Source organism: Paenibacillus sp. VCA1 (genome assembly GCF_031583795.1).
GTDB lineage: Bacteria > Bacillota > Bacilli > Paenibacillales > Paenibacillaceae > Paenibacillus_AQ > Paenibacillus_AQ albilobatus.
The window spans coordinates 384,604-398,582 of sequence record NZ_JAVLSX010000001.1; the positions used below are offsets into that span (position 1 = coordinate 384,604).

A 13,979-nucleotide genomic window follows, 5' to 3' on the forward strand; every position below is an offset into this window, starting at 1 on the left:
TCTTAAGGAGGAAAAACATGAGGGGTAGTACTAAAAAATGGATGGCAGCTCTGCTTGCGGCAGGACTGCTGGGGGGAGTCATTCCGGAGGTGCAGCGGGTCTCAGCGGAAACCGTGTTCACCTACCAGGACGAAACGTCCCCGTTATCGATTAGCGGCGCAAACATCCGGATTTCGGGCGAACATGCGGTGTGGCGCGGAAACAGCGCCAAGCTGAAAGGGCAAATTTTTTACGGGAATACGAAAACCGGACAAAGCCAAGCGATCACGACCCATGGAAAATTGACCGATTCTCCTTCCGTCGGGATCAACGGCAAAGGGGAAGCGGTCGTCGTTTGGATCGATAAGCGGAATGACGGCGGCACCGACGACAATTTGAACTGGGACGTATACAGCTACAATGTCAGCACGAAAACCGAAACCAAGCTGAACAAAAATACGGGACAAAACAGCACGCCGCTGGCGGACGGCGATTTCGTGGTCTGGCAGACGTTTCCTTCCTATACGATGACCTTGTACAACTTGGCAACTGGAGAGTTAACCGATTTGGGGCGAGGCCGGGATCCTGTGATAAAGAACGGAAGCGTTGTCTACAAAGGCGGCGAAGACGGAGATTTATACGAATATAACGTCGCCACGGGCAAACATAACAAAATCGTCGACCTGCCATATACCGAATATGTGGAGCGTTTTGCATTTAACGGCGAAGAAATTTTGTGGAAACAAAAAGATTTGGACGGAAACGGGAAGTACGTCTACATAGATATAAGCAGCAACAGCCCGCAGCCGGTCGATTTGACGAAGCCGGCCAAGGAAGGGCAACGCGAGTATAAAGAAATGAGTATCTCCCACGGAACGGCCGTTTGGCTGGAAGCTTCCGGCGATGCGGCGATCATGCGGGCAGCCGATCTGAAAAGCGGGCAAATCTTCAGTTTGGGCCTGACGAAACCTACCGCTTTTATCGGCTTTAACGGGGAGAAGCTGACATTCGTCAACAACGGAACGCTGGTTAGCCGTGATATTATCCGGACCGAAAAAACGGAAGCCACGCCGGCAAACGGCAGCGGAACCGGGAGCATACCGGCTGAAGGCATCGTTATCGGGCCAAAAGGAGGCGTGGCGGCGAAGGGACAAGCGTTCCAGCTTGAATTCGGCCAGGGAGCGTTCGCTTCCGATACCCGGATTACGCTTGAAAAAATCGGCAGCCTTCCGTCCGACCGTCTCGCGAGCGGCATGACCTGGACCGGCGTGGCGTGGAAGTGGACCGCAGACACGAAACCTTTGAAATCAGCTTTGCTAACCTTCCAGTTGGATGAGCCGCTGAAAAATGCCGATGCGGCAAACCGCGCAGGCATTTACCGCTTTGACGAAAGCGCGGAACGCTGGGTGTATTGCGGGGGAACGGTCGACGCGTTATGGAAAACGGTACGCGCGAAGGTTCAAGAGCCGGGCTTATACGGCATTTTCCTGTATGCGCCATCCTTTAAGGACATGAACGGCCATTGGGCGAAAGCGGAAGTGGAAGTGCTGGCCTCCCGGTGGATCGTGAACGGCATGGAAAACGGAGCGTTTGCGCCCGGACAGCCGGTGACGCGCGCCCAATTCGCCAAGATGCTCGTTCAAGCCGCCGGACTGGATGCGCAGCAGTCTGAGAATCGCCGCTCCTTCCGCGACGTCCCTGAGGGGCATTGGGCGGCCGACTCGGTCGAGCAGGCGGCGGCAGCGGGATGGATCCAAGGGTATGAAGGCGGCCTGTTCAAGCCGAACGCGCCGATCACCCGGGCGGAAATGATGGTCATGCTGGCGAATGCGGCAGGCCTTCGTAAAGACGAACAAAGCGATCTCCTTGCAGGATACAAGGACGCCGGATCGGTTCGGGATTGGGCCAAGCCGTCCGTACAGGCCGCGATTCAAAGCGGGTTGATCAAGGGCGACGGGGATCGTCTGAATCCGGGAGCGACATCGACACGGGCCGAGGCCGCGATGGTCATTTACCGCTGGCTGGCGATGAAGGGAGAGGTGTTCCATGATTAATCGGCTGAAACCCCGGGCGCTAAAGGGCTGCTTCGACAAGCTTGGGACCGTCGGCAAAACGCTGCTGGCGTTCATTATTTTGATCGCAGGGTTTCCTTTGTTCCCGTCCCAGCAATTGCCGAAAGCCTTTGCGGAAACGTCGCTGCAAATCGACCCGTATTCTTTCAGTTCCGTGTACGGAGGACAGACGGAGGTCAGTTTCAGCTTCGACAATCCCGATCCGAACGATACGACGCAGCAGTCGCATGAAACGGTCATCAGTCTGGAACAAAACGGTTCTACCGTTGCCGTACTGCACGAAGGAACCTATCCGACCCTGAATAAAAACAAGTACGTATGGGACGGAAAAGTCAACGGAAAGCCGGCGGCGGAAGGCAAATACGAGATTAAAGTGACGCCGAAACGGTTTCCGAAAAACGGAAAAGCGGGCGAAGTCCAAATTTCGAACGCCAATCCGCCGGCGCCGAAGGGCATGGAAATCGTGCCCGATCCGGCAAGCGAGGAGCATGTCATCCGCGGAATCGCGGAAATCGGCACCAAGGTCGAGCTGAAGATGAAACGGATTCGCCGGATGGGCAACGACACGACCGTAGACGACGGCAAAGTGGACACGCTCGCTTCGGGAATTCCGGTTCGTCCGCTCGCATCGGATTGGGCGAAAAAAATCGCGGTGGACAAAACCTATTTTACCGATTTTCCCGAAAGAGCCGACAACAAGCCGCAGAAATACGTCGGCGAGTGGGAGATCAAGGTCAAACTCCCGGCATACGAAATTGCCGAAATTCAGGCATTTGCGACGAGGGATCTGGACAAAAAGCGTTCGAATGCGTCGGACACGCTCAGCGTGCTGCGTTATAAAACGCCTTCATGGGGCGTCAATTGGGCGGTCGTCGCCAGCTATTATTATAATGTCATCGAAAAGGACGCCATCGTTCAGAAGATTGCCGACATCGCCGAATTTAACGGCTTCCCCGTGCAGGATTGCAGCGGCCAGGTTTGTTACGGGACCCTCGAAAAAGACATCAACCTGCTCATTCTGAATCCGCGGCAAGCCGGCGAAATCGGCAAGGATGACGACGAGAGAATCCAGGAAGAATTCGCGAACCGCAACGGATTTCCGCTTGCCGCCGCGTTTGACCCGATCAACCTTGCAACAGGGGATTTCACTTTTTATCAAACGAATATCGACGTCCAGGCGTTGATGCCGCTCGACATGACCCTTACCTACCACAGCCGTGACAGATACGACGGGGATTTCGGGGTCGGATGGCATCATACGTACGAACGGAAGCTGGAATTCCGCGAAGGCGGAATCCTGTACGCCGTGTCCCCGGAAGGCGCAAGCTTCCGTTTTGAGCCGATCGGCGGCGGACGTTATCAAGGCATGGACGGCCAGTACGATACGCTCGTTCAACAACCGGACGGCACCTTCACCCAGGAGACGCCGCAGAAGTGGAAATACACTTACCGGAAAGACGGCAAGCTGCTGCGGATCGCCGATGCCAACGGGAATACCGTTCAGCTGTCGTATGCCGGCAGCCTGCTGACGGAGATTTCGACGGAAGGTGCGAAGCTTACGCTCACCTACGGGGACGGCGGCAAAGTGGTCCGCGTTACGGATCAATCGGGCCGGTATGCGGCTTACGAATACGATGCCGTGAACCACGACCTGAGGGCGATGATTTTGCCGGACGGCGCGCGGATCACTTACAAATACGATGAAAAGCACCGAATGACGGAGATCAGCAACCCGAACGAGACGATGTCCCTCGTCAATGAATATGACGATCAGGACCGGGTCGTGCGCCAGCGCGATTTTTCCGGAGCTTGGGGGGATATCGAATATTTCCCGAATGAGAAGAAGACAGTGACTACCGATGCGCTGGGACGTAAAACCGTCCATTTCTACGATGATCGCTATCGCCAAACGGCCATCACGTACCCGGATGGAACGACCGAACGTTTCCTTTACGACGCGAACGACAATGTCATTCAAAAAACGGATCGTAACGGCAACGTATGGGAGTATATGTACGACGGCAGCGGCAACCTGATCCGGGCGAAGGACCCTGAGGGATACCAGACCGAAATCCGGTACAATGCCTTCAATCTTCCGGAGGAAGTGGTCGACCCGCTGGGGAATAAAACGGTGTTCGGTTACGACGGAAAAGGCAACCTGACAAGCGTGACCGATCCGCTTGGCGGCGTCTCCAAAATCGTCGTCAACGACCGCGGCATCGCGGAAGCGGTGGTAAACCCTAACGGAGAAACGACGACGATCGAAAATGACTCGTCCGGTTTTGCCCGTTCCTTGAAGGACCCGCTCGGCAACCGGATGGAAATGGTCCGGGATCCTCTGCACCGGGTCACCGACATCATCGATGCGCTTGGACAGCGGACAAGCTTCGAATACGATCCGCGCGATCGGGTGACGAAACGAATCGACGCTTTGGGGCAGGCGGAACGGTTCGAATATGACAAGGACAGCAACCTGACCTCTTATACGGATACGGCTGGATCAAAAACGAAATACGAATATGACAGTTATGCGCGGTTAGCCAAAGAAACGGACGCTTTGGCCGGCGTCACCCGTTACGAATACGACGGGGTGGGCAATCTCGTCAAAATAACCGACCCGAAAGGGGGCGAGACGGTTTATGCCTACGACGACAACAATCGGATCGCAGCGGCGACCGATCCCGAAGGCAACGTCACCCGTTATGAATATGACGGCAACGGCAACCTGACCCTTCAGGCGGAAGCCAGCAGCGCCGAAACCCGGATCGCTTATGATCGGCGCAACCTTCCGGTCGAGATCAGGGATGCGGAAGGCGGCGTGACCCGCTTCAGCTATGACGGCGCCGGACGTCTGACGCAGGAAACCGATCCGCTGGGCCACGCGGTTGTGTATGCGTATGATGCCTTGGGCCGACTGACTTCGCAGACGGATGCACTTGGGCAGATAACGGCCTATGCCTATGACGGTTCGGGCCGCCTTACTCGGATCACCGGTCCGAACGGCGCGGAATGGAAGATGGAATACGACGCACGCGGTTTGCTCGTGAAGACGATCGATCCGCTTGGCGGAGAGTCGACGGTAACCCGGGATGCGCTCGGGCGCGTCGTTCAGTCTGCCGACGAAGCCGGAAAAACGACGACCTACGCCTACGACCCGCTGAACCGGGTTACCCGCATGGTCGATCCGTTGGGCCAAGCCACCCAGTTTGCCTACAATGCTCACGACCTGGTGACCGGTTTGACGGATGCCAAGGGGCAGACGACGGCTTATGCGTATGACGCGCTTGGACGGCTTACGCAGGTCACGAACGCTTTGGGCAACAAGACGGCTTATGCCTACGATGCTTTAGGCAACATCGTCTCCAAGACGGACGCGCTCGGCCGCGCGACAGGGTATCAGTATAACCGCCGCGGCGACTTGATCCGGGAGATCGCTCCGGATCAGCGGATTACCGAGTTTGCGTATGACAGCGTCGGCAATGTGACGGGCATGACCGCTCCGGACGGCACCGAAACCAGCTACGCTTACGATTTGCTCAGCCGTTTGACCGGCATCCGGTACCCGGACGGCAAACATGTCGGCTACCAATATGACGCCGCCGGCCGCAGAACACAGATGACGGACAATCTGGGCACGACGACGTACGCCTACGACGTGCTGAACCGGCTTATATCGGTCAAGGATCCGAATGCGCGCACGATTCGTTACGAATGGACGCCAACCGGTCAGCGCAGCCGCGTAGAATACCCGGATGGAACATCCGTCAGCTACCAATACGATCTGTTGGACCGCATGACGTCGGTGACCGACGCGGCGGGCCGAACCACTTCCTATGATTATGATGCCAGAGGGTTGCTTGTATCCAAGCATCTTCCGACGCTTGGGAAAAGCACGTATCGCTATGACGATGCCGGACAGCTCGTCGGCTTGACCCATCGGAATCAATTCGGCAAGGTCCTGGAGAAGCTGTCGTATGCTTACGACCCGGCAGGAAACCTGGTCCGGACGGAGCGTATGTCGGACGGCAACGACGAAGACGATGCCGACGCAAACGACAAAGAGAAACGTATGATTACCGATTACGCATACGACGCCTTGAACCAGCTCATTCAGGTGCAAAGACAGAACGCGGAAGCGGGTCTGCCATCCATCACGACCTACCAATATGACGCCGTCGGCAACCGGACGGCCAAGAGCAGCCATTGGGGCGACCTGGCCGATACGGAAAATTACATGTACGACGTAGCCGATCGGTTGCTTCAAATGACTAGCGGCACGGAAATCAACGATTACCGTTATGATCCGCGGGGCAATTTGCTGGAGGTCATCCGGCAGCAGCTGAAGCTTCCGGAAACATTCTCGGTGACCGGGGTTACGTACGCAGATCCAAGCGTTACAACGGACGTATACGATCCGGCGACAATGGATCCTGCAGCAGTGGATCCTGCAGCAGGGCTTCCGACTCCTGGGCCGGGCGCGCCTTTAAATCTGCTGGATTCCATCGGAAAATGGTCCGCTCCGGAGATCGTTCAGCAATATGTTTGGGACGGAGCAAATCGCCTGATCAAGCAGACGAACGAGCGTGGAGATGTCACGAAATATGCTTATGACGGCGACGGCAACCGGATGAAGATGACGATTGACTATGCCCATGGTGGCAGAGGCAACGGCAACGGTAACGGTAATAACGGAAATGGAAATGGCAATGGCAACGGAAATGGTAATAACGGAAACGGAAATGGCAACAACGGCAATGGTAACGGTAACGGGAAGGACAAGTGTCATGTTGTACCGCCGGGCTTCATTCCGCCGGGACTAGCCAAAAAATGCGGCCAATACGACGAAGAATATCCGGATATGCATCCAGGCGGCCCACGGGACGGCTGGGAGAAGCAGTACAAGAAAAAGCACTGGGAGCTGAACTTCACCAATGACGTCAGCTTGGAGCTTCCGGAGCCGCTGCAGGTTGCTGAAACCGACGACAGCAAGTGGAAGGAATCTTACGTATACGGAGCAGGCGGAGAACGGCTGAGCATGACCTACCTGCCGGCCTATGACCCGAACAACGGCTGGGAGCCGGTTCCGGGTGATGGCGGAGCCAAGCCGGGAACGCAGCCGAAGACGCTCTGGTATATGGAGGATGCGCTCGGCAGCGCCCTGGGCCTCGTAGAAAAAGACGGCCGCGTGTCGGCGCGCTACCACTACGACGAATTCGGCATCCCGCTGGACGGCAAGAAGTTCGACCTGAACTGGCCGGGACCGGATAATTTGTTTGGATACACCGGTTTGGGATATGGTTATACTGACGGTTTGACATACGCACGAGCTCGCTATTATCAGCCGGAAATTGGACGGTTTATTAGCGAGGATTCCTATAAGGGGATATTAGAAGATCCAAAGAGCCAGAACGAGTATGCTTATGTATGGAACAATCCGCTGAGATATATTGACCCAAGTGGATATATACCTACTGTGATGGAAGCCGCCAAAATGGCACAACACATTTATGGTGCTACAGAAGACGACGTTGAAAATAAAAAAACAGTTGCTGGTAGATGGACGATAAGTGATATCCTGACAAATGACGAGGGATTAAAAATAGGAGTATATTCAAGTGTCAAAGCAGACGGAACGACGGAATATACTCTGGTTAATAAAGGTACCACTAATAAAGGGGACTGGGTTAATAATTTACAGCAACCTTTCGGGTGGTCTGATGATATGAAAGACTCGATTAAACAAGCCAAGTATTTTGTGGCTAAACATAAGAATGCTGAAATAACGATGGTTGGTCATTCTAAGGGAGGAGCAGAAGCAATTTTAAATGCAGTTGCTAATAATAAAAATGCCATTACATTTAATCCTGCTGATCCAAATCTAATTCAATATAATTTAAGTAAGAAAGGATATAAAGGTAATGTAACAAACTATGTGGTATCGGGTGAGATATTAAATTGGTTGTTAGGAGAAGCCTCGGTTGGAAAGACAGAATATTTACCAATTCAATATAAGTGGACCTTTTGGGAAATGTTAACAAAGGGGGAAGATTCGATCATTGATAAACGTATTCAAAATCATTCCATGGATTCAGTAATAAGTGCTTTGAAGGAGGTGGGGTATAACTGAAAGCGAAAATATTTTTATTGCTAGGTATTCCATTGTTGCTGGCATTTGTACTCGTAGCGTATCTTGCTTTACCTTGGATTCTCATATTCCTAGGTATTCATTTAGGACCAAATCCCCCACACCCTGAAATCACACACGGAGAATTTCCGTTTCGTTTGGAGTATGAAATTAACGGAGAGCGAAAGGTCATTCGCGATACTTTAATATGTGAATTTGATGGTTTTGGTGCAGATGAAGGGCGTGGGAAATATCGCAAGTGGAAGACACGATTGGCTAGCGGAAATGAGAGAATAACATTGCTAGAGATCAATCAAACACAAGAAATTTACTATTCTCCAGGTAGTCCAAACTATTATATGGGTGATTTAGAAAGTAACGAGGAGTATCGACACGGTTTTCCTGATGCTTTAATTATTGAACAGGATGGTAGATTTACTAGTAATAGATTAATCCGTGCAGATGAATTACTTGATAAGTACCATATTAAATTAATTAGTTGGGAACCAAGCCCTCCTATTAAAAACACATTTATAGAAAATAAAAAATGATTCTAGTTTTACTGACCTTGATTTGCTATGCCTTTCAAGGTTTCTTTTTAAATGCAAAGGGTTATGTTATTAGCATTTTCAAGATGAGTCAAAAGGTTAGATAGAGGGTGTGTTCAATTGTGTAGTTTTATAATTCGAAATAATTAACAGCGTTACTCTTTATTTACTTCAAGCAAGTTAATAATCTTGCGGATATCATCAATATTTAAAGCTGCAGCAATTTTTTCAGTATGGTTAACGTTTACGATTTGCTAATTTTCTAGGCGTTGCACGACGTATATCGGTCAGGTGAGAAAGCTCGCGGAGACATATTTTATGCTGCTTGGTGTGCACCCATTCGAGGATCATGAAGTATAGTTTATACCAAAGATTCAAATGGTAATATAAATGTTATTGAGGTACTTACTAACCTTAAGTATTAAAGATGAGGTGTATCAATGACTATCAAGCATTTACTTTTAGAAATATACTGCTCTCAAAATTCCATTGAAAATGAAGGGATTGGAGAAAAGCCCCCTTATTGTAAACATGGGTTCGGTGAGCCAGGATATCATTGTTTTGAGAATAATTGTAAGCACATTGGCTTTACTTATGCGCCTTATGAGGTGGCATTTTCAGCTGAGTTTGGCGAAGTACCTGATTCGGATGCTTGGATTGGGTTTGGTGGTGAGATGGTCCCATACGATGCAGACGAAGCCAAAATTTCGGAATTGAAAAAAATATGGAAAGACATATGTCGTAAAAAAATTCATGAAGCCTATGATGAGTATTTTAAGAAAACAGGAATAGAAAAATAGGTATGCAACCTTGAAGGTAACTCCTGCAAGGTTTCTTTATGAAAAATACGGTTCACTGCCATGTAGTCCCGCCGGGTTTCATCCCACCGGGACTATCCAATAAATGCAGCCAAGAGTATAACGACTTTATGAATAAACAGGTCGATCCACGCGGGATTACTTCAAGTGTTGTTGAGTATGTGGTGCTACAGTAAATCCATAAGTATTGTTAAATCAAAAAAATAATAGGAGTGATTCATTTTGTCAAATAATTGGGCACTTTAAGGAAATCGTGGATTATGATTCATCTGTAACAGTTCTTAATGATTTGCCGCTGGGTTGGATTGCTTGGAGGGAAGCGGAATCAAGCTCTTGGATAAGACAACAAAAGAGGTAAAGTGAATTGCTTTAGTAGAAAAAACGCCACAATGCAACTCATCTTTGTAGAGTGAGCCTAAAAAGTAAGAGATAACTAATTAGGCGTTTCCAGGGCATAAGCTCGGTATTTGTACCAGGCTCATGCCCTTTGATTTTGCCTCGATCCGTCTACGGTTATGGCCGAAATAAATTTATGTACGGTTGAAAATCATTTATTGAATGGATCCGGATTAATGCCGTACTCTTTTTCAATACTTATTAAGCCCTCGATATATTTTTTTGTTTCCTCGTAACTTTTATGGGTGTATATTTTAAGATCTTTTATTACTTCTTCTTTACTTAATTGTTCAGAGGTATCGTTTTTCAGAGATATTATTAAAGCTTGAGCTTCTATTAAATAACTTATTGATTTTTGCATGTGTTCATGAATTGAAATGATTTTAGGATATTCTTTATATTTCGAGGCGATCTCATCGATTTCTTTTTCTACATCCAACAAATTATTATATTTTTGCTCATGAAATTCAAGATTTTGCTTTATTATCCCAGGTATTTGTCGTATAACCAAAAGTCGTATACCTAATTTAGCCGTATCCTGCCTGTACGATTTTATTTTATCTTTCATTTCCAGTTCGATTCTCTGAGTCCTTGCTTGTTCTAATAAAGTTTTAGCATCCTTATTCCGAGGGTTATCTATAAGAACGTCATTAAAAAGCTTCTCGACATCCTTGTAACGTTCTTCTTTTAATGCAGCTTTCCCCTCTCTCATGGCCTTATCAAACGGTGAACCGCATGCACTTAAAAACAAACACAACGCTACCAAAGCTACGTATAACTTCCTCATGGGTTACTGTTCCCTTCGTGATAAAATATGTACAGAACTATTTTAGTGAGTATTTTCCGATATGGCTACAAAAATCAACACGACAATGACTGCTAGAGAAGGGGGGGGATCACCGTTATCAATAAAAAAATTTCAATCGAAAAAAAGGACGCCGCCAGCGCCCTTTTTTCTTCCATACAAACACCTCTTTTACTCCCCACCAGGATACGTCTCCCGCAAAAACTTCACCGATTGGCGAATCAGCTCCTTCAAAACTTCTACGTCGATGTCCGCCACCTTGTTGATGTAGACGCAGCCCTTGCCTGACGTATGTTTTCCAAGATCTTTGAGCAGCGCCTCACGCTGATCGTCTCCCGGGGCCAAATACAGGCTGATTTTCGCTTTTCGCGGGGAAAACGAGACGAGCGGCGCATCTCCCTCATGGCCCGAAGCGTATTTGTAATGGTACGAACCGAAGCCGATGATGCTGGGTCCCCACATTTTGGCCGGATCACCCGTCGTTTCCGTAAAAATATCCAGCAGCTTGTACGCATCCTCGCGTTTGCCGGGGTGGCCGATTTGCTCGATGAATTCGATGACGCTGTTTTCGGTTTCCTTCGTTTTCAGCTCATACATAAACTGGCACTCCTTTGCGGGGCATTCGCTTGTTTGCCATTCATCATACCTTTTTTCGGACGGGATTTCACCTCGTCGCTGTTCCCGGTTATCCGTTACTTTACGGAGTAAATTCCATCTTTATAGACCAGCGTATAGATCATGCCCTCGTCCGTCAGGAAGGCGTCGCGAATGCGGTCGTTCACCAATCGGGCGTTGCTGCCTTTCGCATCGACCTTGTACAATCCGGGCTCATATCCGTTCGATACATAATACAGGCCTGTTTTGCCTGCGTAAAATGATGTGACCGATTTGTCGCTTCGTTTGAATTCTTTTCCTGCCGACGGGTCGTATTGATACAAGTCCCCCGGGATGGAGTCCTTGCCTGCCTCATTTGAGGTGTAATAAAAGCTTCCGTTTGCAAATTGAACGTTCAGCATTTTTCTAGACACAACGGTTTCGGGGGTTGCTCCGTTCAGGTTGGTTTTGCTCAGGTAACCCGATTCGGCGTCGATATAATAAACTTCGCTGCCGATCATCCAAAAGCGGCTGGCCGGAGGCGTCAGTTTCGTTTGGGTTGAGTCCGTCGGGTTGATTTTGTACACCGCGCTTTGGTCGTTCGGATCGGCCTCTTTATAACCTAACGTATACAGGTAGCCGTCTTTCACGTACATGGTGTTGTTACTAGAATAGCCTACTCCACCCTGGGAGTCCTGATGCCGGTAGACCCCGTAAGCAAACTCCGGCTGGCCGATCGGTTTTTGTTCCCCCGTTTTCAGGCTGACGCGTACCAAGTTGCCTATTTCAGTCATAAAATTAAAGTCGGCATTGTATAGGTAATCCCCTGACTTAACATATCCGGCAAAACTTTTGGCACTCGCAATCGCCTTTAAACCGCCTTGGTCGACTTTATACAAGGACACCGAACCCATGATGACTTCTCCGGTGCGCAGCGTAACGTACAATTCGTTATCGATATATTCGATGCTTCCCAAATAGAGGTCTTTCCCCGGTCCCATCGGCTTCAGCGAACTGATTTTTTGCGATTTCTGGGTTTTTAAATCCAGTGCATGCAGTTCGGCCTGGTTGTTGATGTATGTCGCATAATAAAGCTTGCCGTTAAGAACTTGAAGCGATGTTATCTGCGGTTTCCCGGGCAGCTGGATCTGAACCTCTTTTTGCCCGTCCGTTTTTTTGAAGATTTGCTCGATCGTATCGTTTTTTGTATAAGTTCGTTTGATATAATAGATCGCATTTCCGTACCGGGTTAACGGGGAGATGTCCGCCGATATTTCCAAAGGCTTCCGCGGATCGGACAGCTGCGTTTTGATGCGGTCTTTGAGGGCTTCCGACTTTGCATCCTGTAAATCGACCGGAGCGCTGCCCATCAGGAGGAGTCCGTCGGACCATTGAATGTTTTTCCCGAGCGCTTCGGCCGTGCCTTTTAATGGAAGCATGATCTGGCCGTCTATTTTTTGCGGCGCGGCGTCCATCTCGCGGGGTTCGTTGTTGATCTTCATCGTGGTGCTGTTCACTTTCAGCTTGATGGTCTTTTTTAACTCGTAGTTCACCAGCATGACGTCGTCGGGATTTTTTGGCTGCCAGATGGCCTGCCAAGTTCCTTGGCCCCGGTCCAGCTCGTTGGCGAGCGTACTCATTAAGCGGATCGGGACATACACGCGTCCTTCGCGCTGAACGATCCGGTAATCGCTGAAATTATTGGCCATTTGCCCGTTAATATAGGCTTTTCCCTGAAAGTTTTGCGGGATGATCACGATGTGGTCGAATGCCTTGCTTAAAGGCTCCGGGGTGGTGCTTTCAGCCGCATAAGCGGGAATGCTGCCGAATGCGAGCCAGGCAGACAACAACAGGGCGATGCTTTTGGATTTGTTCATTTGTTCCTCTCCTTGTGAATGGTTTGTTGGAAAACGGAAGTTGAAATAGCACGTTTAGGGATGAGATGCACACGGAAGATGTTTAAAAGTATAGACGCAAAAAGGAGGGGAGAGGTTGCCGTCTGATTTTCCAACGTAAAAAGCAAAGCCCTTCCGCACCCGGAAGGGCTTTAGCAACAAATCAGCTGCGTACCGTCTTTAACGCCGTTGCCCAACGAACCACCTGATCCAGCATGTCGTTGACATGGGAAACATGCAAATCGGCGGGCTTAAACACCGTATAGTTTTCGAAATCCGTGAACAAATTCAGCGCCGGATGCGTGCGAACGTCGGCCACCTGCAGCTCCGCGAGGATTCCGCGCAAATGTTCGGCGGCGCGCGTTCCGCCGGAGGAGCCGTAGCTGACAATGCCGGCTGCCTTGTTGTACCATTCGGTGCGCGCGCAGTCCAGCGCGTTTTTTAATACGCCTGTGATGCTGTGGTTGTATTCCGCCGTTACGAACACGAATCCGTCCAAAGCGGAAATTTTGTTCGCCCAAGCCGCCATTTGCTGTTCACCGGCAGGATCGCCCAAAAACGGCAGGCGGTAATCCGCCAGATCGACGATTTCGTAAACGGCGTCGCCGCGCTGCGCGGCAATGTCCAGAATCCACGTTCCAACCTGCGGGCTGACTCTCCCCGGACGGGTGCTTCCAAGTATAATTCCAATGTTCAAAAGATCGTTGGCCATTGTTTGTTGCCTCCTTAACATAAATGATTGTTAGTT

At 50.1% G+C, this 13,979-nt stretch carries 8 protein-coding genes and 1 pseudogene; 4 read left to right on the top strand and 5 right to left on the bottom strand.

Features of this window, described 5'->3' with window-relative positions; all coding sequences use genetic code 11:
• Positions 1–17: 17 nt before the first annotated feature.
• From RJP21_RS01580 to RJP21_RS01590, 3 genes are read left to right on the top strand one after another with little or no spacing between them, the layout of a single operon-like run.
• Positions 18–2,033: an S-layer homology domain-containing protein gene (locus RJP21_RS01580; protein WP_310857811.1), complete on the top strand. Its 2,016-nt coding sequence runs from the start codon at positions 18–20 to the stop codon at positions 2,031–2,033.
• Complete coding sequence (locus RJP21_RS01585; protein ID WP_310857812.1) at positions 2,026–8,178, top strand: DUF6531 domain-containing protein; 6,153 nt, start codon at positions 2,026–2,028, stop codon at positions 8,176–8,178. The genes RJP21_RS01580 and RJP21_RS01585 overlap by 8 nt, the downstream gene beginning before the upstream one ends.
• A 35-nt stretch (positions 8,179–8,213) precedes the next feature.
• Positions 8,214–8,726 carry a hypothetical protein gene (locus RJP21_RS01590; protein ID WP_310857813.1) on the top strand — a complete coding sequence of 171 codons (513 nt, stop codon included), beginning with the start codon at positions 8,214–8,216 and terminating at the stop codon, positions 8,724–8,726.
• Positions 8,727–8,878: 152 nt separating this feature from the next.
• On the opposite strand, the pseudogene RJP21_RS31190 reads toward RJP21_RS01590, so the two are convergent.
• Positions 8,879–9,074, bottom strand: a pseudogene (locus tag RJP21_RS31190) (helix-turn-helix domain-containing protein).
• 89 nt (positions 9,075–9,163) lie between these two features.
• Here RJP21_RS31190 and RJP21_RS01595 point away from each other — a divergent pair.
• Entirely contained in the window at positions 9,164–9,523 is a 360-nt protein-coding gene (locus tag RJP21_RS01595; protein WP_310857814.1) for a coproporphyrinogen III oxidase, read from the top strand.
• A 565-nt stretch (positions 9,524–10,088) separates the two neighbouring features.
• Here RJP21_RS01595 and RJP21_RS01600 read toward each other — a convergent pair.
• From RJP21_RS01600 to RJP21_RS01615, 4 genes are all read right to left on the bottom strand, one after another.
• A complete protein-coding gene (locus tag RJP21_RS01600) occupies positions 10,089–10,724 on the bottom strand; it encodes a hypothetical protein (protein ID WP_310857815.1) in 636 nt (211 codons plus the stop codon).
• A 189-nt stretch (positions 10,725–10,913) separates the two neighbouring features.
• On the bottom strand, positions 10,914–11,339 hold the full coding sequence (locus tag RJP21_RS01605) for a DUF1801 domain-containing protein (protein WP_310857816.1): 426 nt from the start codon (positions 11,337–11,339) through the stop codon (positions 10,914–10,916).
• A 95-nt stretch (positions 11,340–11,434) separates the two neighbouring features.
• The gene (locus RJP21_RS01610) at positions 11,435–13,213 is read right to left on the bottom strand and encodes a DUF5050 domain-containing protein (RefSeq protein ID WP_310857817.1); all 1,779 of its coding nucleotides are present in this window, start codon (positions 13,211–13,213) and stop codon (positions 11,435–11,437) included.
• Between the two features lie 181 nt (positions 13,214–13,394).
• Complete coding sequence (locus RJP21_RS01615; RefSeq protein WP_310857818.1) at positions 13,395–13,943, bottom strand: NADPH-dependent FMN reductase; 549 nt, start codon at positions 13,941–13,943, stop codon at positions 13,395–13,397.
• Between the last annotated feature and the right edge of the window lie 36 nt (positions 13,944–13,979).